The following is a 20,218-nucleotide window of genomic DNA, read 5'->3' on the forward strand; positions in this document are numbered from 1 at the left end:
GGGGATGGGTCACTATGCGCGGACGGGCAGGTCGAGCCGGGCGGTCGCGCCGCCCTTCGCCGCGGGCTGAAGCGAGAAGCGGCCGTTCAACTGACCGGCCAGCGCGTTGGAAATGCGCAGGCCCAGGCTCTGGCTGGAGCCGGGGTCGAAATCGTCCGACAGCCCCTTGCCGTCGTCGGTCACGTTCAGGGCGATGGCGCCGTCCGTCACGTCCAGGCTGACCGATATGCTGCCGCCCCGGTGCGGCAGGCCATGTTCGATGGCGTTGCTGACCGCCTCCGTCACGATCAGCGCGAAGGGAACGGCGATGTCGGGCTTCAGGATCAGGTCTTCGGGCGCGTCGATGGTGAGCGCGATGTCTTCGCGGCCGCTGGCCTCCAGCACGTCGGCGGTCAGGGTCGACAGGAAGGCGCGGATATTCTGCCCCTGCCCCGACGGATTGTAGAGGGCGCGGCTGATGCGGCCGACCAGCGCCAGCCGGGCCGAGGCGTCGTCCAGCGCGCGGCGGGCCAGATCATGGTCGACATGGCGCCGCTGGAGCGAGAGCATGGCGGCCACGACCTGAAGATTGTTGGACACGCGATGTTGCAGTTCATGGAACAGCAATTCGCGGTTTTCGGCCAGGGCGTGGCTGCGTTCGCGTTCGACGGCCAGGTTGAAATTGGCCTTTTGCAGGAAATGGATGAGGGCGATGTCCACGGCCACCACGGCGGCATACAGGCCCAGGGCCAGCACGACCCCCATGTTGAACGGCAGGCTCATGCGCGGCGGGATGAAGAAATACCAGGACAGCAGGCCGCACAGCAGCCCCGCATAGATGCCCGGCCGCACCCCGAAGAGGAAGGAGGACAGGATGACCGCCGGGAAGAAGGAAACGAAGGGATAGCCGATGGGCAGGATGATTTCGGCGGCGCTGCGAATGGCGAGCGCGGTCAGGCACAGGCAGGTGGTCAGGAAATAGGCGTGCCAGGGTCTTCGCAGGATGAGCGGCAGGCGCTCCACGAATCTTTCGTTCTTGCGCCGCATAATTCCCCCCCGAAACCTATTGTTACAGTAACATAACTTTCGCGCTCGCCAATTGATTGAGATCAGGAAAGAAGCCGATCCAAAGAAAAGGGCGCCCGGATTGTCCGGACGCCCTTCTTTTTTGCTTGTCGGCTGAGGGCCGCGATCAGTCCTGGGTCAGGAAATCGGGCAGACCGGCGTTGGAGCCGTCGTCGCCGCCCCTGCCGCCTTCGCCACGCGGGCCGCGATCACGGCGGGGGCCGCGATCACCGCCCCGGTCGCCACCGCGTCCGCCACGGTCGCCGCCGTCACGGCGCGGGCCACGGCCACGGTCCCCACGGCCTTCGCCGCGGTCGCCACGGGGTTCGCGCGGGGGACGGGTGTCCTCCAGTTCCTCGCCGGTTTCCTGATCGACGACGCGCATGGACAGGCGAACCTTGCCGCGCGGGTCGATTTCGAGAACCTTGACCTTCACTTCCTGGCCTTCCGACACGACGTCGGTCGGCTTTTCCACGCGCTCATTCTTCATTTCGGAGACGTGGACGAGGCCGTCCTTGCCGCCCATGAAGTTCACGAACGCGCCGAAGTCGACGATGTTGACGACCTTGCCGGTGTAGATCTTGCCGACTTCCGCTTCCTCGACGATGCCGAGGATCCACTTCTTGGCGGCTTCGATCTGGTTGATGTCGGACGAGCTGATCTTGATGATGCCCTCGTCGTCGATGTCGACCTTCGCGCCGGTTTCCGCGACGATCTCGCGGATGACCTTGCCGCCGGTGCCGATGACGTCCCGGATCTTCGACTTGTCGATCTGGATCGTCTCGATGCGCGGAGCGTGCGCGCTCAGTTCGGTGCGGGTCGAGGACAGGGCCTTGCTCATCTCACCCAGGATGTGGGCGCGGCCTTCCTTTGCCTGGCGCAGCGCGACTTCGAAGATTTCCTGCGTGATGCCGGCGACCTTGATGTCCATCTGCATGGTGGTGATGCCCGCTTCCGTGCCCGCCACCTTGAAGTCCATGTCGCCGAGGTGATCCTCATCGCCCAGGATGTCGCTGATGACCGCGAACTCCTTGCCTTCCAGGATCAGGCCCATGGCGATGCCGGAGACGGGACGCTTCAAGGGCACGCCGGCATCCATCATCGAGAGCGAACCGCCGCAGACCGTCGCCATCGAGGACGATCCGTTGGACTCGGTGATGTCGCTGAGGACGCGGATCGTGTAGGGGAATTCCTCCTTGCTGGGCAGCACGGGGTGCAGGGCGCGCCATGCGAGCTTGCCATGGCCGACTTCGCGACGGCCCGGCGCGCCGAAGCGACCCACTTCGCCGACCGAATAGGGCGGGAAGTTATAGTGCAGCATGAAGCTTTCATAGTGGAGGCCGGTCAGGCCGTCGATCATCTGCTCGGCGTCCTTGGTGCCAAGCGTGGTGGTGCAGATCGCCTGCGTTTCGCCGCGGGTGAACAGCGCCGAACCATGGGTGCGCGGCAGGAAGCCCACCATCGCCTCGATCGGACGGATCTGCGTGGTGGTGCGGCCGTCGATGCGCTTGCCTTCCTTGAGGATGGCTGTGCGGACGATCTCCGCCTCCAGCTTCTTGGTCAGCTTGATGCCGGCCATGACGGTCTGGGCGTCCAGACCCTCTTCCGCGAAAAAGGCCTTGGCCTTGTCGCGGGCGGCGTTGATCGCGCTCGAACGGGCGGACTTGTCGGTCAGCTTGTAGGCGGCCGCGATGTCCTTGCCGATCAGCTTCTTGAGCTTCTTCTTGAGGTCGTCGAGATTGTCGCCCTTGGCGACGTCCCACGGATCCTTCGCGGCCTTTTCGGCGAGGTCGATGATCGCGTTGACGACCTTCTTCGACGCTTCATGGGCGAAGAGGACGGCGCCGAGCATCACGTCTTCCGAAAGCTCCTTGGCTTCGGATTCGACCATCATCACCGCATTGCCGGTGGCGGCGACGACCAGGTCGAGTTCGCCGGTCTTCACTTCGTCCAGCGAGGGGTTGAGCTGATATTCGCCATCCTTGTAGCCGACGCGGGCGGCGCCGATCGGACCCAGGAAGGGCACGCCCGACAGGGTCAGCGCGGCCGAGGCGGCGATCATCGCCACGATGTCGGGCTCGCTTTCGCCGTCGAAGCTCAGAACCTGGGCAATGACGTTGATTTCATTATAGAAACCTTCGGGGAAGAGCGGGCGGACCGGGCGGTCGATCAGGCGGGAAACCAGCGTTTCCTTTTCCGTCGCGCCGCGCTCGCGCTTGAAGAAGCCGCCCGGAATGCGACCGGCGGCCGAATATTTTTCCTGATAATGGACGGTCAGCGGGAAGAAGTCCTGTCCTTCCTTCACCGACTTGGCAGCGGTCACGGCGCACAGCACCACGGTTTCGCCATAGGTCGCCAGCACGGCGGCGTCGGCCTGACGCGCAATGCGGCCGGTTTCGAGCGTGAGGGTCTTGCCGCCCAGCTCGATTGATACCTTCTTTACATCGAACATTGGTTTTTTCCTTCGCCCGCCTGGCCCTATTGCCGGGCGGGGCCTGTCTGCGCGCTATCCGGCGCGCGGCGGTTTGGGGTAATGATCAACCCCTTTGACCGGACGATCGCACCGGATTGCGCGACCATCCATTTTAACGTGCTCCGGCGGAAGCCGGAGCCCAGGGTTCCAAACACAGCGCCCGGAACCCTGGATCCCCGCCTGCGCGGGGATGACCCAAACGTAATCGGCCCGCCGAAGCGGGCCGAACTTATTGGGTCACTTGCGCAGGCCCAGCTTGGCGATGAGGTCGGTGTAGCGCGCCCCATCCTTCTTCTTCAGGTAATCCAGCAGCGAACGGCGCTTGTTGACCAGCATCAGCAGGCCGCGACGGCTGTGGTTATCCTTGTGATGACCCTTGAAATGCTCGGTCAGGTTGGCGATGCGCTCCGAGAGGATCGCAACCTGGACTTCCGGCGAACCTGTGTCGCCCTCGGCACGGGCATGTTCCTTGATCAGCGCTTCCTTGCGCTCGGCAGTAATCGACATCGGCTTCCTTTCGTAACATCTAGAGATTGAAGCCGCGCACCACCCGGATTTCCCTAAGGGGTTCTGGGCCACTGGCCTCCACCAGCGCGACGGGCGTTGCGCCCTCCATCGCCAGCATGAGACCGGTATGCGGTTTCCCCACAAGCACCTTCCCCTGTCGGAGAGCCAGCGCTTCGTCGGGAGAGACTGCGAGAGCCGGGATGTCGTCCAGCCCTGCGGTCAACGGCAGCATAAGCTGCGCGATGCCGCCGCCCCTAGCAGCTTTGTCCAATTTGTCCAGCGAAATCGCGGATTCCAGGGTGAACGGCCCTGCCTTGACGCGGCGGAGCATGGTGACATGGCCGACCGTGCCGAGCGCGAGCGCGATGTCGCGGGCGAGGGAGCGGATATAGGTGCCCTTGGAGACATGGGCGCGGAGGGTGACGGAGGCGAGCCCCCTTGTCCCGATCTCTGGCCCTTCCGCCTCTTGTCCCTTGATGACGAGAGCGTGGATGGTGACGGCGCGGGTCTTCATCTCCACATCCTCCCCCTTGCGGGCGAGGTCGTAGGCGCGCCGGCCGTCGATCAGGATGGCGCTGTAGGCGGGGGGCGCCTGTTCGATGGGGCCGGTGAAGCAGGGCAATATCGCCTCCACATCGGCCAGCGTCGGGCGATGGTCACTGGCGGCGATTTCCTTGCCCTCCAGGTCCAGCGTGTCCGTCTGGACGCCGAAACGGACGGTGAAATCATAGATTTTGTCGCTGTCGAGCATCCGCCCGGCGAGCTTGGTCGCCTCCCCTACCGCGATGGGCAGCACGCCGGTCGCCAGCGGATCGAGCGTGCCGCCATGGCCGACCTTCCACTTGCCCGCGCCGCTGACGCGCAGGGCGCGCTTTACCGCGCTGACGGCCTGCGTCGAGCCGAGGCCATGGGGTTTGTCGAAGATGATCCAGCCGTGCATGGCGGCGCGCTCTAGCCCTCCTGTCGCCGGTTGTCAGCCCTTCCTGGACGGTCACGGCATTTGCGGTGGTCAGCGAGCGGAGCGCTTTTCCACGAAATGGCGGCGGCAGAGCGCGACATAGCGGTCGTTTCCGCCGATTTCGGTCTGTTCGCCTTCGCGGATCGGGCGCCCTTCCCCATCCACGCGCAGGTTCATGGTCGCCTTCCGCCCGCATTCGCAGATCGTCTTGATCTCCGTCAGCGTGTCGGCCAGGCCGAGCAGCGCGGCGCTGCCTTCGAACAATTGCCCCTGGAAATCGGTGCGGATGCCGTAGCAGAGGACGGGGATGGCCAGCCGGTCGGCCACCGCCGCAAGCTGCCAGACCTGGTCGGCGTTCAGGAACTGCGCCTCATCCACCAGCACGCAGGACAGGGGCGTCCGGGCATGCTGGGCGGAGATGGGCGCAAACAGGTCGGTCGCGGCGTCGAACAGATGCGCCTTCGCCTCCAGCCCGATGCGCGAGACGATCAGGCCCCGTTCGTAGCGGTCGTCTATCGCGGCGGTCCACAACATGGTTTCCATGCCGCGCTCGCGATAGTTGAAGCTGGATTGCAGCAGGGTCGTCGATTTGCCCGCGTTCATCGAGCTATAGTAGAAATAGAGCTTGGCCATCAGCGGGCCATCGGCGCGATCTGCTTGAGGAAGCGGACGAGCGCGTCGGCCAGGGCGATGCGCTTGTCGGAGAAGCTGTGGTCGGTCGGCCAGACCATCAGCCGCGTGTCGGGATTGGCGGATTGCGCGTCGGCGGTGACCTTGCGCGCCATGGCCCCGATGCCGCGTTCCGCCCCGATGATGACGAGCGGGCGGCGGCCATAGCCCACCAGCTTGCGGCCGAGGTCGAATTTTTCCGTGTCGGCACGGATTTCCGTGGTCAGGCTGTCATAGGTGGCGCCGTGCAGGGGCGGCAGGTCGCTGGCGACTTCGGCTTTCCAGGCGGCCTCGCCCTCCGGGGTGGAGAGCGCGGCGGCGGTTTCGGACGGATCCCAGGGGTCGATCAGGAAGAGGCCCGCGACATGGGGTTCGGCGGCGGCGACATCGGCGGCCATGAAGCCGCCCATGCTGTGACCCGCGACAACGATGGCGCTGGTATCAATGCGGTATCGGGCGACGGTGGCGGATTGCTGAAGATATTGCAGGGCGTTCCAGGCGTCTTCGGAGGCGTGGGTGAAGGAGAAGCTGCCGGGGCTGCCCCAACTGCCGCGATAATGGAGGGTCAGGACATTCCATCCGGCGCGGCGGGCGGCCTGGGCAAGGTCCAGATTCTGCTCGTTGCCGGGGAAGCCGTGGAGGAGGAGCAGCGTCGGGTGCAGGCCGGAACCGGCGGCGGTGTAGAGGACCGTGTTGAGCGCGCCGTCTTCGGAGGGGATGGTGAAGGCGCTCATGGCGGCGGGATAGGCAGCGTCGGGCGCGGGGTCGCTGGTGACGGCGGGGTGGATAGGCGCTTCCTTGGCGGCGGCGGGTATGGCCAGCGTCAGCGCGCCTGCCAATATGCCGATCTTTTTCATGCGCCTCTGCCCCTTTTGCTCCTGCCGGAGAGAAGCTGTTAGCGGGGCTGCGCCGTCACGTCGACGGTGGAAAAAGACTTTCGATCAAGCGCAATGTGCTCCTGCGAAGGCAGGAGCCCAGTTCTGCCGCCTGGACTAGGCTCCTGCCTTCGCAGGAGCACGTCGCGCTTAATCCTCCTCGATTTCCGGCTGCTCCAGGTCGCGGGCTACCTTGGGGTCGCGGAGCAGCTTGTCGATATGGCTGCCCTCGTCGAAGCTTTCGTCCGCCAGGAATTTGAGCTTCGCCGCATATTTGAGGCGGATGCGGGTCGCGACCTCCCGCTGGAGAAAGGCGGTGTTGGTGCGCAGAGCCTTCAGCACAGCCTCCTCATCCTGGCCGAGCAGCGATTTGATGAAGACAGTCGCGTGGCGCAGGTCGGGGGACATGAGGACTTCGGTGACGCTGACCACATGGCTGGCGAGGACATCGTCATGCACGTCACCGCGCTGGAGGATGTCGGACAGGACATGGCGCACCTGTTCGCCCACGCGGAGGAGCCGGACGGAGGGGCCTTCATTGGGAGCGGGCATCATATCCTCCCCTCCCGCAAGCGGGAGGGGGAACATGGATCACAGCGTGCGGGCGCGTTCCTCGACCTCGAACAGTTCCAGCGTGTCGCCGGGCTTGATGTCGTTGGTGTCCTGGAGCACCGCGCCGCATTCCATGCCTGCGCGGACTTCGGAGACGTCGTCCTTGAAGCGGCGGAGCGAGGCGATGTGGGTGCGCGACACGATGACATCCTCGCGGGTGAGGCGCGCTGCCAGACCCTTGCGGATGATGCCTTCGAGGACGAGCAGGCCCGCCGCCTTGTCCTTCTTGCCCGCCGGGAAGACCTGAAGCACCTCGGCCCGGCCGACGATGGTTTCGATGCGTTCCGGCGCCAACTGGCCAGCCATTTCGCCGCGAACTTCCTCAAGCAGGTCGTAGATCACGTCATAATAGCGCAGCGAGATCTTCTCGCGCTCCGCCAACTGGCGCGCCTTGGCATTGGGGCGCACGTTGAAGCCGATCAGCGGGGCGCGGCTGGCGGCCGCCAGCGTGACGTCGCTTTCAGTGATCGCGCCGACGCCCGAATGCAGGATGCGGACCTTGATCTCGTCGGTCGAGATGCGGTTCAGCGACGAGACGATCGCTTCCACCGAACCCTGCACGTCGCCCTTCACCACCACCGGATATTCGATGACCTTGGTGTTCAGCGCCGAGAACATATGTTCAAAGCTCGTCGGGGCGGCCGTGGTGCGCTTCTTGGTCGCCTGTTCCTGGCGATAGGCGGCGACTTCGCGGGCGCGGGCCTCGTTCTCGACGACGGTGAGCTGGTCGCCCGCCATCGGCACGCCGGACAGGCCCAGAACCTCGACCGGGGTCGAGGGACCGGCGGTCTTCACATTCTGGCCCTTGTCGTTGATCATTGCGCGGACCTTGCCGCTTTCCGACCCGATGACGAAGGTGTCGCCGATCTTGAGCGTGCCCTTGCGCACCAGCACGGTGGCGACCGCGCCGCGGCCCTTGTCCAGCTGCGCCTCGACCACATTGCCTTCGGCGGCGCGGTCGGGATTGGCGGTCAGTTCGAGCAGTTCGGCCTGGAGCATGATCTTGTCGAGCAGATCGTCGAGGCCCGTCCGCTTGAGCGCGGAAACCTCCACGTCCTGCGTTTCGCCGCCCATATCCTCGACCACGATCTCATGTTCGAGCAGGCGTTCGCGGATACGCTGGGGATTGGCTTCGGGCTTGTCGACCTTGTTGATCGCGACGATCATCGGCACGCCGGCGGCCTTGGTGTGGTTGATGGCCTCGATGGTCTGGGGCATCAGCCCGTCGTCCGCCGCCACCACCAGGATGACGATGTCGGTGACGTTGGCGCCGCGCGCGCGCATTTCCGAAAAGGCCTCGTGGCCCGGCGTGTCGAGGAAGGTGATGGTGTCGCCGCCCTTCGTCTTCACCTGATAGGCGCCGATATGCTGGGTGATGCCGCCGCTTTCGCCCGACACGACGTTGGTGCCGCGCAACGCGTCGAGCAACGACGTCTTGCCATGGTCGACATGGCCCATGATGGTCACGACCGGCGGACGGGCTTTAAGCGTTTCGGGCGCGTCGACCTCGCCCTCCATGCCGATTTCGACGTCGGCGTCGGACACGCGCTGGATACGGTGGCCGAATTCCTCGACCAGCAGTTCCGCCGTATCCTGGTCGATCGGCTGGTTGAGCGTGACGGCGGTGCCCATCTTGAACAGGGCCTTCACCAGGTCCGCGCCCTTTTCGGCCATGCGGTTGGCCAGTTCCTGGACGGTGATGCTTTCCGGCACGACCACGTCGCGCGTCTGCTTCTCGCGCTGCTGGGCGCCGCCGGAATAATGGGCGCGACGTTCCTTCTCGCGGGCGCGCTTCAGCGCGGCGAGGCTGCGGGCGCGGGCGCTGTCGTCATCCGCAAGGGCGCGGGTGACGGTGAGCTTGCCGGCCTGGCGGCGATTGTCGTCGCCGCGCTTGGCGCGGTCAGGCTTGGCCGGTTCGGGGCGCTTGACCGGCGCGACCGGCGTGAAGCGGCGCGGCGGCGGCATGGCGGTCGAGGCGGCGGACTTCGGCTCGGCGGCGGAGGGCGCGGCGTCGACCGGAACATCAGCGGCGGTCGACCCGGATTCCTCGACAGGCGCCCTGGCGGCTTCCTCGGCCGGCCCGGTCTCGACTTCGGGCTGACGCGTGGTTTCGACCTCGGCCGCTTCGGTAGCCTGGCGGTTTTCCTCGGCGCGGCGCTTTTCCTCCTCGCTCGCGGCAAGGCGCTGGGCGTCTTCGCGGCGGCGCGCTTCCTCCAGCGCGGACATGCGGGCTTCCTCGGCCTCGCGCAGCAGCTTCGCCTGCAATTCCTGACGCGACATCAGGCTTTGCGGCGGCGCCGGACGGGCGGGGGCCGGCTGCGGCGCGCGGGCCTGCGGCGGCTGCGTCGAAGGCGCGGCAGCAACGGGCGTGGGATCGGCCTGCGGCTCAGGCGCAGCGTGGCCGGCTTCGCCCGGCTTGCCCAGGATGCGGCGCCGCTTCACCTCGACCACGACCGTATTCTTGCGGCCATGGCTGAACTGCTGCTGCACCTGACCGGACTCGACCGTGCGCTTGATCCCCAGCGGCTTGCGGCCCAGAACCGGCTTGTCTTCCTTGCTGTCACTCATACGACTGAACTATACCCTTCACATCAACCCGACCGGCAAGGCCCGTCGGCGCCTTCATTCCAATGCTACCTCAGGCGCCCAGTGCCCCTGCGGAGTCACGCTCCCCATGCACCGGCGCTCCGTTAGCGCAACCCAGATAGCTTTCCAAGCGGCCTATGGCGCCGCGCAGACGTGACGCCGCACGCGAGTCGGTCACCGCGATATGGACGACATTGTCCCGCCCCATTGCCATAGATAGGGCGTGTCGGTCCACAGGCAAGACGATGCCCGCCAAATCCGTGCCCTCGGCCTCCTGTCCGACGCGGAGCGCCTGGTCCAGCTTCCGGTTGCCGTCAGCGGCCGCGTCGGCGGCGTGGAGCAGCAGCGTGACGTCGCCCTTGCGGCAGGCGACATCGATCTTTTCGGAGCCGGTCAGGACCATGGACGCCTTCGCCTCCAGCCCCAGGCGGTCGAGCAGCGCCTTGCGCAGGCCGTCCTCGATCAGCGCGGGCAGCGTGTCGGGGATGTGCAGGTCGCCGGTCTTGAAGGCGCGGGCGAGCGCGCCCTTGAGCTTGCCCTTGGCGAGGGTCTGTTCGAGTTCGGCGCGGGTAACGCCGATCCAGGCGCCGCGGCCGGGGGCCTTGGCGCGGATGTCGGGCAGGATTTCGCCGTTCGGGCCGCAGGCGAGGCGCACCAGCATCTCCGGGTCGGCGCGGTCGCCGGACAGGATGCATTTGCGTTCGGTCATGCTTTTTCTCCCCTCCCTTCCAGGGAGGGGTTGGGGGTGGGTCGCGCGTAGCGCGCATCCGCCCTCGCCCAATCGCCGTTGCTGGCGATTGCTGATGCAATCGCACCCACCCTTGATCGGAGGCACGTGACTCCGATCAACCCCTCTCTGGAAGGGAGGGGAGTTGGTAGGGTAGCGCTATGGGGCGAGCTTAACCTCTCATCGGGAAGTGACCGCGGCATGGGCGTCCTCCCCTGCTTTGGGCGCGTCGCGGTCGGCAATGAGTTGGCCGCCTGCGCCGTAATTTTCCGTCGAAATCCCGGAAATCACCACCTGAACGGCGGCAGGCGACTTCCCCAGCCGCTCGACAAGCGACCGGGTGACGTCGGCGACGATGGCCGCCTTCTGCTCGCGGGTGGCGTTTCCGGCCAGACGGATGTCTACGAAGGGCATCTGCGCTTACGCTTCCTCGCCTTCGAACCAGTGGGCGCGGGCGGCCATGATGATCTCATTGCCCTGTTCCTCGGTGAGGCCATATTCGGCCAATATGCCGCCCTTGTCCTCTTCCTTGTTCTCGCGGCGGCGGCGCTGGTCGACGCGCTTCTTCGCAACCAGTTCGTCGGTGGCGAGATCGGCCAGATCGTCCAGCGTCTTGATGCCCGCCTTGCCCAGCGTCACCAGCATGGCTTCGGTGAGGTGCGGCATGTCGGCCAGCGCGTCCTCGACGCCCAGCGCCTGGCGTTCCTCGCGGGCGGCGGCTTCGCGGCGGTCCAGCGCTTCCTGGGCGCGGCTCTGCAATTCGGCGGCTAGGTCTTCGTCGAAGCCCTCGATCGCGGCCAGTTCCTCGACGCCGACATAGGCGACTTCTTCCAGTTCGCCGAAGCCCTCTGCCACCAGAAGCTGCGAGAGGGTTTCGTCCACGTCCAGTTCGTTCTGGAACATCTCGGAGCGGGCGACAAATTCCTTCTGGCGCTTTTCGGACGCATCGGCCTCAGTCATGATGTCGATGGCCTTGCCGGTGAGCTGGCTGGCGAGGCGGACATTCTGGCCGCGGCGGCCGATTGCGAGCGAAAGCTGATCGTCGGGAACGACGACCTCGATCCGCTCCTCCTCCTCGTCGATGACGACGCGCGCGACCTGCGCGGGCTGGAGTGCGTTGACGACGAAGGTCGCCGTGTCTTCCGACCAGGGGATGATGTCGATCTTCTCGCCCTGCATTTCCTGCACGACGGCCTGCACACGGCTGCCCTTCATGCCGACGCAGGCGCCGACCGGGTCGATGCTCGAATCGCGGCTGATGACGCCGATCTTGGCGCGGCTGCCCGGATCGCGGGCGGCGGCCTTGATCTCGATCACGCCGTCGTAGATTTCGGGCACTTCCTGCGCAAACAGCTTCTTCATGAATTCGGGATGGGCGCGGCTGAGGAAAATCTGCGGCCCGCGATTTTCGCGGCGCACGTTCAGGATCACCGAGCGGATGCGGTCGCCGACGCGGACCACTTCGCGGGGGATCTGCTGGTCGCGGCGGATGACGCCCTCGGCGCGGCCAAGGTTCACCACGACATGGCCGAATTCGACCGACTTGACGACGCCGGTGATGATTTCACCCACGCGGTCCTTGAATTCCTCATGCTGGCGCTCGCGCTCGGCGTCGCGGACCTTCTGGAAGATCACCTGCTTGGCCGACTGGGCGTCGATGCGGCCCAGGTCGATAGGAGGCAGCGGGTCGACGATGAAGTCGCCGATCACGGCGTCCTTCTTCAGCTTCTGCGCCTGGCGCAGGTCGACCTGCTTGAAATAATCGTCCACGACCTCGACCACTTCGACCACGCGCCACAAGCGCAGATCGCCGGTTTCCGGGTCCAGCTTGGCACGGATGTCGTTTTCCGCGCCGTAGCGGGCGCGGGCGGCGCGCTGGATCGCGTCTTCCATCGCCTCTATGACGATGGCCTTGTCGATCATCTTTTCGCTGGCCACCGAATTGGCGATGGCGAGCAGTTCGGCCTTGTTGGCGGAAATGGCGTTGGCCATGATCGTTAAACCCTTACTCTTCGGTTTCGAACTCGTCCGCCCCATCGGAGGAGAGCGGCATACTAGCAGCAATCAGCGCGTCGGTCAGTATCAGCTTGGCATCGCCCACCAGCGCGAAGGGGATGGCGACGTCCCCGGCCTTGGCGTCGGCGAACAAAATGTCCTCGCCCTCCACGCCTTTCAGCACGCCCCGGAAGCTCTTGCGGCCGGAGACGGTTTCGGTGGCGGCGATCTTCGCCTCATGCCCAGCCCATTCGAGGAAATCGGTGATGCGGGTCAGCGGGCGGTCGATGCCCGGCGAGCTGACCTCCAGCCGATAGGCCTCCTCGATCGGGTCGGCCTCGTCCAGCACGTCCGAGAGGCGGCGGGAGATGGCGGCGCAATCCTCTATGACGAGTTGCTTCGTTTCCGGGCGCTCCGCCATGATCTGAAGCGTATATTCGTCACCCGACCCGAACAGCTTGATGCGCACGAGGTCGAAGCCCAGGGCCTTCACCTCCGGTTCGATCAGGGCTGTCAGTTCGGCGATGTCCGCCATGAAGTCTCCACAAGCAAATATGCAGCTTCCCTGTTGCCGCAGGCGTTTCGCCCGCGACCCCGACATGTTTGACGATGTAAGGAAGCAAGCGCGATATAGGCAGAATGCCGCAAAGCTGCAACATTATTTGTCGCGGAACATTTCATCGTCCGACGAGGAGGAAAAAGATGCGCCATTTCGCCCTGACCGCCCTGCCCCTCACCCTCAGCATGACCCCGATCGCCTGTTCGGCGGACAATGCCGCAGGGCAGAATGCGGCCCCGGAAAAGCCGTTCAAGACCTCGGTGATCGCGGATTTCGAGTCTCCCTGGGCGATGACCTTCCTGCCGGACGGGCGGATGCTGGTGACGGAGAAGGCGGGCGAGATGATCCTGTTCGATCCGAAGAACGGGACGAAAATTCCCGTCGCGGGGATTCCGCCGGTGGACAGCGCAGGTCAGGGCGCGCTGATGGACGTGGTGCCCGCGCCCGGCTTTGCGGAGAATGGGACGGTTTATTTCAGCTTCTCCGAGGCGGGTCCGGGGGGCAAGGGCGTGGCGCTGGCCCGCGGCATTTTCAAGCAGGCGAGCGACGGGACGACCAAGCTGGACGGGGTGAAGGTGATTTTCCGCGCCAGCCCCTATGTCGAGGGCAACGGCCATTATTCGGGGCGGATCGCCTTTTCGCCGGACGGGAAATATCTGTTCTTCACCAATGGCGAGCGGCAGAAATTCGATCCGGCGCAGGATCCGAAATCGACCTTGGGCAAGGTATTGCGGTTGAATCTGGATGGAAGCCCGGCGGCGGGCAATCCGTTGGCGGCGAAGGGATTTCATCCGGCGGTCTGGTCCTATGGGCATCGCAACCTGCTGGGGATCGCCTTCGACAAGGACGGGCGGCTCTGGGAGCAGGAGATGGGGCCGAAGGGCGGGGATGAGGTCAATCTGATCAAGCCGGGGTTGAATTATGGCTATCCCCTCGCCTCCAATGGCAGCCATTATGATGGGCGGGACATTCCCGATCATAAGGCGGGCGACGGGTTTGAGGCGCCCAAAGTCTGGTGGAATCCGGTGATCTCGCCGGGCGGGCTTGTCTATTATTCGGGCGACCTGTTTCCGCAGTGGAAGGATTCGCTGTTCATCGGCGGGCTGTCGAGCGAGGCGCTGGTGCGGGTGAAGCTGGACGGGGAGAATGCCGCCAAGGCCGACCAGTGGGACATGGGCGCGCGTATCCGCGAGGTGGAGCAAGGTCCGGACGGGGCGCTCTGGCTGCTGGAGGATGGCGGGCAAGGGTCGCGGGGGCGGTTGTTGAAGTTGACGCCTGCCCAGGGGTGATCCGTGTTCCTGCGAAGGCAGGAACACCTTGCGCCTGTGGAACCGAAACGAAAAACGGGGCTATTTGGCCCCGTTCTCTTACACCAACCGGCTTTGCTTGACCGCCGCTTCGATGAAGCTGGCGAACAATGGATGCGGGTCGAAGGGTTTGGATTTGAGTTCCGGATGGAACTGCACGCCGACGAACCAGGGGTGGTCGGGCCGCTCGACGATTTCCGGGAGCGTGCCGTCGGGGGACATGCCGGAGAAGATCAGCCCGCCCTTTTCCAGCGGTTCGCGATAGCCCGCGTTCACCTCATAGCGGTGGCGGTGCCGTTCGCTGATGTCGGTGGCGTCATAGATGCCCGCGACGACGCTGTTGCCGGTGAGCTTCGCCGGATAGGCGCCCAGCCGCATGGTGCCGCCAAGGTCGGTTTCGGCGGTGCGCTTCTGCAGGCCTTCCTTGCTCATCCATTCGGTGATGAGGCCGACGACCGGCTCGCTGGTTTCGCCGAATTCGGTGGTGGAGGCGTTGGCGATGCCCGCCGTGTTCCGCGCCCCCTCTATGCAGGCCATCTGCATGCCGAGGCAAATGCCGAAGAAGGGCACGTTGCGTTCGCGGGCGAATTTGACGGAGGCGATCTTCCCCTCCGACCCGCGCACGCCGAAGCCGCCGGGGACGAGGATGCCGTGCATCGGTTCCAGGCGGGCGGCGATGTCCGCGCCCTCCTCCTCGAACAGTTCGGCGTCCAGCCATTTGATGTTGACCTTCACCCGGTTGGCGAAGCCGCCATGGGTCAGCGCCTCATAGAGCGACTTGTAGGCATCGGGCAGGCCGACATATTTGCCGACGACGCCGATGGTGACTTCGCCCTCCGGATTCTGCTGCCGGTCCATGATGTCGTGCCAGCGGTCCAGCTTGGGCGCGGGGGCGTTTTCGATGCCGAAGGCGCGCAGCACTTCGTCGTCCAGCCCCTCCGCATGATATTGCGTCGGGACCGCGTAGATGCTGCTGGCGTCGAGCGCGGGGATGACCGCTTCGGGACGGACATTGCAGAAGAGGGCGATCTTGCGCCGCTCGCTTTCCGGCAGCGGATGTTCGCAGCGGCAGAGCAATATGTCGGGCTGGATGCCGAGCGAGGTCAGTTCGCGCACGCTGTGCTGGGTCGGCTTGGTCTTCAGCTCGCCCGCCGCCGCGATATAGGGGACCAGCGTCACATGGACGAAGATGGAGCGGTTGCGCCCCAGATCGTTATGCAACTGGCGGATCGCCTCCATGAAGGGGAGCGATTCGATGTCGCCCACCGTGCCGCCGATCTCGCACAGCACGAAATCGAGGTCGTCGGAGTCGGCGAGGGCGAAGGCCTTGATCTCGTCCGTGACGTGCGGGATGACCTGCACCGTCGCGCCCAGATAGTCGCCGCGCCGTTCGCGCTGGATGATAGTCTGATAGACCCGGCCCTGCGTCACATTGTCCGACTGCCGCGCCGAAACGCCGGTGAAGCGCTCATAATGGCCAAGATCGAGGTCGGTTTCCGCCCCGTCGTCGGTCACATAGACCTCGCCATGCTGATAGGGACTCATCGTGCCCGGATCGACGTTGAGATAGGGATCGAATTTCCGAATGCGCACACGGAAACCTCGCGCCTGCAGCAGTGCTGCGAGCGAAGCGGCCATCAGGCCCTTGCCAAGCGAGGAGACCACGCCGCCGGTGATGAAAATATACCGCGCCATGGGAGGAGAGGCTTAGCCTTTTACAAACGAGTTGGGCAAGCGCGCGAATCATCGCGCGTGCGAAAAAAGATCGAAATGACCGTAAGGCGGCTTAGTTGGCGAGCGGAACCGCGCCGTTGGCGGCATTGCCGCTCGCCGCGCCAGCAGCGCCGGCCAGCGGATCGTTGCCGGTCGCCGGGGCCGGACCGGATGCCGGAGCGGCCGGCGCCTGCTTCACCAGAGAGGTGTCGATGTCGCTCGGCCGGTGCTGGATCGAGGCGATCACCGCGAGCACGACCGACAGCGTCACGAAGATGCCGGCGAGAACCGTGGTCGATCGGGTCAGGAAGTCCGCCGCGCCGCGCGCCGACATGAACCCCGCCGGGCTGCCGCCGACGCCCAGGCCGCCGCCTTCCGACTTCTGCATCAGGATGACGGTGACCAGCAGGGCAGCGACGATGGCCTGCACGACGAGGATGAAGGTGAACATGAGACGAATATCTGTCCGGTAAAGGGTGCGTTGACGCGCACATAGCGATGATGGCGCGCCGGGGCAACCGCCCCCGTCCTATCCCCTCCCGCAGGCGGGAGGGGTTGGAGGTGAGTGGGCGGCGGCATGCGGCGTTATCGCATGGTTGATGGCATGGAAGCTCGCTGCGCTCGCACCCATCCCTTCCCCCTCCCTTGAAAGGGAGGGGCTTATTTTTTTGTTGGGGTCAGGCCGCCGCCGCGATCACCGGGGCGAATTTCGCCGCCGTCAGGCTCGCGCCGCCGATCAGGCCGCCGTCGACATCGGCCAGCGCCAGAAGCTCCGCCGCATTGTCGCCGTTCATCGATCCGCCATAGAGGATTCGCATCGCGTCGGCATCCGGGCCGATCCGGCTCGCCAGCGCGGCGCGCAGGGCGGCGTGCATCGCGGCGACCGCTTCCATTGTGGGGATCCGGCCCGTGCCGATGGCCCAGATCGGTTCATAGGCGATGGCCAGCCAGTCGGACGCCGCGCCTTCCGGCAAGGAGGCGAGCAGTTGCGCCGAAACCACCGCCTCCGCATCCCCCGCGTCGCGCACGTCCAGGCTTTCGCCCACGCAGAGGATGACCTTCAGCCCCGCAGCCTTGGCCGCCAGCGCCTTCGCCGCGATGTCCGCGTCGGTTTCGCCCTGGTCCTGCCGCCGCTCGCTATGGCCGACGATGGTCCAGCTTGCCCCGGCTTCGGCCAGCATGGCGGCGGAGAGGCAGCCGGTATGCGCGCCGCTTTCCTTCATATGGCAGTCCTGCGCGCCGATGAAGGCCGCGCCCTTCACGCCATTCGCCGCCGAAATCAGCGTCGCGGGCAGGCACAGCCCGACTTCCGCCGCCGGATAGTCGCGCGCCAGCCCGCCAATGGCCTCCACCTCGCCCAATTGGGCGCGCAGGCCGTTCATCTTCCAGTTGCCGACAACCAGCTTCCGCCTGCTCATCGATCTTTCCCCTTATGCTTATTGCTGCACGGTTCCCTGCGGCGCGGCTCTCCAATCCGCGCGCCGGGTTGGCCGAGCCGATGAACGGCGTGCGGGCATTTGTCCAGCCTTGGCGCCCCACCGCCCCTTGCCCACGCGACGATCCGCCCTTAAAGCGGGCCGCCATCAAAGCCGCTTTTACGGACTTTCCTTCATGCTTTCAGTCTTTCGCCGTTTCATCCGCTCCAAATTGGGCGCCTTTGCGGCCCTGATCTTCCTGGGGATCATCGCGGCCGCCTTCATCATGGGGGACATCACGAGCGGCAAGTTCGGATCGTCCATGGGCGGCGGCGAAACCGCGGCCAGGGCGGGCGGAGCGCGCCTCACCATGACCGAATTCCAGGACCGGGTGCAGCGCGTGTTCGAAAATGCGCGCCGGTCCAATCCGGGGTTGCAGATCGGCGACTTCCTGGCGCAGGGCGGCGCGGCGCAGGTCTATGACCAGCTTGTCGCGTCGATGACGCTGAAGGAATATGCGAGCGACCAGAAGGTCCATATCTCCAAGCGGCTGGTCGATGCCCAGATCGCGCAGATCCCCGCCTTCCAGGATGCGGCCGGCAATTTCAGCCAGGAAAATTTCCGGCAATTGCTGCTGCGCGAACGGATCACCGAACAGGCGCTGCGCGACGACATCAGCCGGGAGATATTGGAGCGCCAGATGCTTGCCCCCTTGGGACTCGGCGTGAAGCTGACCGACTCCATGGTGCTGCCCTATGCCTCGCTGCTGCTGGAGGCGCGCCAGGGCACCATCGCCGTCATTCCCGCCACCGCTTTCAAGGACATCGCCGACCCGACCGACGCGCAGCTTGACGACTTCTACAGGAAGAATGCGGCGCGCTACACCATTCCGGAACAGCGCCGCATCCGCTATGCGGTGATCGACGCCGAACGCTTCGCCCAGGCGGCGCAGCCGACCGATGCGGAAATCGCCAGCTATTACAACCAGAAAAAGGCAGCCTATGCCGCGAGGGAAAGCCGCAGCTTCGAGCAGTTGATCCTGCCGACGCAGGCCGCCGCCAAGGCGATCGCGGACCAGGTGAAGGGCGGCAAGTCGCTCGCCGCGGCGGCGCAATCGGCCGGCCTCTCCGTCTCCGAACTGAAGGACCAGAGCCGGGAAGCGCTGGCCTCCGCCGCATCCGCCGCCGTCGCCAATGCCGGTTTCGCCGCCAAGCAGGGCGAACTGGCGGGGCCGCTGCGCGGATCGCTGGGCTGGGTGCTGCTGCGCGTCACGGCGGTCAGGACGACCCCGGCCCGCGCCCTGGCGGCGGTGCGGGACGAGATCGTCGCCGCGCTGCGCGCGCAGAAGGAAAAGCGGCTGCTCAACGACTTCACCGGCAAGATAGAGGATCAGATCGCCAATGGCGGCAGCTTCGATGAAGTGGTGAAGGACAATGGCCTGAAGCTGGAGACCACGCCCTTCCTCGTCTCCTCCGGCAAGCAGGTGGAGGATGCCGCCTATCAGGTTCCGGCTGACGTGAAGCCGCTGCTCGCCCCCGTCTTCGGCATGAGCCAGGACGACGACGCGCAACTGGTTCCGATCGTGGCGGAGAAGCGCTATGCGCTGGCCGCGCCCGGCGACATCCAGGCCGCCGCGCCGCCGCCGCTCGCCAAGGTGAAGCCGCTGGTGGCGATGCAGTACAAGCTTGCCCAGGGCAATGAGAAGGCCAAGGCGCTGGCCGAGCAGATCCGCGCCAAGGTCGCCAAGGGCATGAAACTGGACGAGGCGGTCGCCTCCGCCGGCATCGCCCTGCCCAGGCCGCAAGTGGTGGGCGGCCGCCGCGCCGACATCATGCGCGACGGCCAGCGTCCGCCCGCCGAGGTGGCGATGCTGTTCACCATGGCGACCAACAGCGTGAAGACGTTGCCCGCCGGGCAGGATCGGGGCTATTTCGTGGTGCAGTTGAACGGCATCAAGCGCGGCGACGCGGGCAGCGACAAGGCGCTGGTCAACCAGGTTCGCGACCAGCTCAGCGAAGTGGTGGGCCAGGAATATGGCCAGCAGTTCGAGCGCGCCGTCGAAAAGGAACTGGGCGTCAAGCGCAACCCCAATGCCGTGGCCTCCGTCCAGCGCGCGCTGGCCAGCGCCAATGGCGGCGGTCAGTAAGATGGGCGCAGGGGGACCGGCGGCAATGGACGGCATGGAAAGCGCGCGCAAGGCACTGGCGGCGGGTCGATCCGCGCTGGTGTGGCGGCGCCAGATCGCCGACACCGACACGCCGATTTCCGCGGCGCTCAAATTGTTCGAGGCCGACCGTGGCGACTTCCTGCTGGAATCGGTCGAGGGCGGCGCTGTGCGGGGCCGTCACAGCCTGATCGGCCTGGCCCCCGACCTCGTCTTCCGGGCGCAGGGCCATGCGGCGGAGATCAACCGGCAATGGGCGACCGACCGGCAGGCCTTCGTGCCGGAAGGCGCCGACGCGCTGGATGCTTTGCGGGCGCTGGTGGCGGAATGCCGGGCGGAACTCGACCCGGCGCTGCCGGCCGCTCTGGCCTGCCTGGTCGGCTATTTCGGCTACGAGACGGTCGGGCTGGTGGAAAAGCTGCCGCGTCCGCCTGAAAATTCTATCGCTCTGCCGGACATGCTGTTCGTGCGGCCGACCGTCATATTGGTGTTCGACCGGCTGGCCGACGCGCTGTTCCTGGTCGCGCCGGTGTGGAAGGGCAGCTTTGCCGATGCCGACCGCGCCGTTGAGCAGGCGCTGGAGCGGATCGACGCGGTCGCCGCGAAGCTGGCGG

The 20,218-nt window shown here is 65.7% G+C and carries 17 protein-coding genes and 1 pseudogene; 3 read left to right on the forward strand and 15 right to left on the reverse strand.

Annotation, left to right across the window (positions count from 1 at the left end; genetic code table 11):
• Positions 1-12: 12 nt before the first annotated feature.
• The 12 genes from L286_RS34270 to rimP form a co-directional block, all read right to left on the reverse strand.
• A complete protein-coding gene (locus L286_RS34270; RefSeq protein ID WP_020820964.1) occupies positions 13-1,026 on the reverse strand; it encodes a sensor histidine kinase in 1,014 nt (337 codons plus the stop codon).
• A gap of 145 nt (positions 1,027-1,171) precedes the next feature.
• Entirely contained in the window at positions 1,172-3,496 is a 2,325-nt protein-coding gene (pnp, locus tag L286_RS34275) for a polyribonucleotide nucleotidyltransferase (protein WP_020820965.1), read from the reverse strand.
• Positions 3,497-3,754: 258 nt separating this feature from the next.
• Positions 3,755-4,024: a 30S ribosomal protein S15 gene (rpsO, locus tag L286_RS34280; protein ID WP_007689051.1), complete on the reverse strand. Its 270-nt coding sequence runs from the start codon at positions 4,022-4,024 to the stop codon at positions 3,755-3,757.
• 19 nt (positions 4,025-4,043) lie between these two features.
• Complete coding sequence (truB, locus tag L286_RS34285) at positions 4,044-4,964, reverse strand: tRNA pseudouridine(55) synthase TruB (RefSeq protein ID WP_020820966.1); 921 nt, start codon at positions 4,962-4,964, stop codon at positions 4,044-4,046.
• A gap of 69 nt (positions 4,965-5,033) precedes the next feature.
• The gene (locus L286_RS34290) at positions 5,034-5,615 is read right to left on the reverse strand and encodes a thymidine kinase (protein ID WP_020820967.1); all 582 of its coding nucleotides are present in this window, start codon (positions 5,613-5,615) and stop codon (positions 5,034-5,036) included.
• Positions 5,615-6,508 (reverse strand): alpha/beta hydrolase family protein, encoded by an 894-nt coding sequence (locus tag L286_RS34295; RefSeq protein WP_020820968.1) that lies wholly within the window; start codon positions 6,506-6,508, stop codon positions 5,615-5,617. Before L286_RS34295 ends, L286_RS34290 begins: the two co-directional genes overlap by 1 nt.
• Before the next feature lie 168 nt (positions 6,509-6,676).
• Positions 6,677-7,078: a 30S ribosome-binding factor RbfA gene (gene rbfA / locus L286_RS34300; protein WP_031293235.1), complete on the reverse strand. Its 402-nt coding sequence runs from the start codon at positions 7,076-7,078 to the stop codon at positions 6,677-6,679.
• A gap of 39 nt (positions 7,079-7,117) precedes the next feature.
• On the reverse strand, positions 7,118-9,706 hold the full coding sequence (gene infB, locus L286_RS34305) for a translation initiation factor IF-2 (protein ID WP_020820970.1): 2,589 nt from the start codon (positions 9,704-9,706) through the stop codon (positions 7,118-7,120).
• 70 nt (positions 9,707-9,776) lie between these two features.
• On the reverse strand, positions 9,777-10,433 hold the full coding sequence (locus tag L286_RS34310) for a DUF448 domain-containing protein (RefSeq protein WP_020820971.1): 657 nt from the start codon (positions 10,431-10,433) through the stop codon (positions 9,777-9,779).
• 198 nt (positions 10,434-10,631) lie between these two features.
• Positions 10,632-10,865 (reverse strand): tautomerase family protein, encoded by a 234-nt coding sequence (locus tag L286_RS34315; protein ID WP_020820972.1) that lies wholly within the window; start codon positions 10,863-10,865, stop codon positions 10,632-10,634.
• 6 nt (positions 10,866-10,871) lie between these two features.
• Complete coding sequence (gene nusA / locus L286_RS34320) at positions 10,872-12,443, reverse strand: transcription termination factor NusA (protein ID WP_007689036.1); 1,572 nt, start codon at positions 12,441-12,443, stop codon at positions 10,872-10,874.
• 13 nt (positions 12,444-12,456) lie between these two features.
• Positions 12,457-12,981, reverse strand: a complete 525-nt coding sequence (gene rimP, locus L286_RS34325; protein WP_020820973.1) for a ribosome maturation protein RimP — start codon at positions 12,979-12,981, stop codon at positions 12,457-12,459.
• 167 nt (positions 12,982-13,148) lie between these two features.
• On the opposite strand from rimP, the gene L286_RS34330 reads away from it, so the two are divergent.
• A complete protein-coding gene (locus L286_RS34330; RefSeq protein ID WP_020820974.1) occupies positions 13,149-14,294 on the forward strand; it encodes a PQQ-dependent sugar dehydrogenase in 1,146 nt (381 codons plus the stop codon).
• Between the two features lie 78 nt (positions 14,295-14,372).
• Here L286_RS34330 and L286_RS34335 read toward each other — a convergent pair whose 3' ends face one another.
• The 3 genes from L286_RS34335 to tpiA form a co-directional block, all read right to left on the reverse strand.
• Positions 14,373-16,007, reverse strand: coding sequence for a CTP synthase (locus tag L286_RS34335; protein WP_007689030.1), 1,635 nt, complete (start codon positions 16,005-16,007; stop codon positions 14,373-14,375).
• A 91-nt stretch (positions 16,008-16,098) separates the two neighbouring features.
• Entirely contained in the window at positions 16,099-16,476 is a 378-nt protein-coding gene (gene secG, locus L286_RS34340) for a preprotein translocase subunit SecG (RefSeq protein ID WP_007689028.1), read from the reverse strand.
• Between the two features lie 226 nt (positions 16,477-16,702).
• Positions 16,703-17,443 (reverse strand): triose-phosphate isomerase, encoded by a 741-nt coding sequence (gene tpiA, locus L286_RS34345; RefSeq protein WP_020820975.1) that lies wholly within the window; start codon positions 17,441-17,443, stop codon positions 16,703-16,705.
• Between the two features lie 193 nt (positions 17,444-17,636).
• Between tpiA and L286_RS34350 the strand changes: the two genes are divergently transcribed.
• Together L286_RS34350 and L286_RS34355 are read left to right on the forward strand one after the other, a co-directional pair.
• Entirely contained in the window at positions 17,637-19,586 is a 1,950-nt protein-coding gene (locus tag L286_RS34350; RefSeq protein ID WP_020820976.1) for a peptidylprolyl isomerase, read from the forward strand.
• A 25-nt stretch (positions 19,587-19,611) separates the two neighbouring features.
• A pseudogene (locus L286_RS34355) lies at positions 19,612-20,218 on the forward strand (anthranilate synthase component I); the annotation flags it as partial.

Source organism: Sphingobium sp. HDIP04, from assembly GCF_000445085.1.
GTDB classification, from domain to species: domain Bacteria; phylum Pseudomonadota; class Alphaproteobacteria; order Sphingomonadales; family Sphingomonadaceae; genus Sphingobium; species Sphingobium indicum.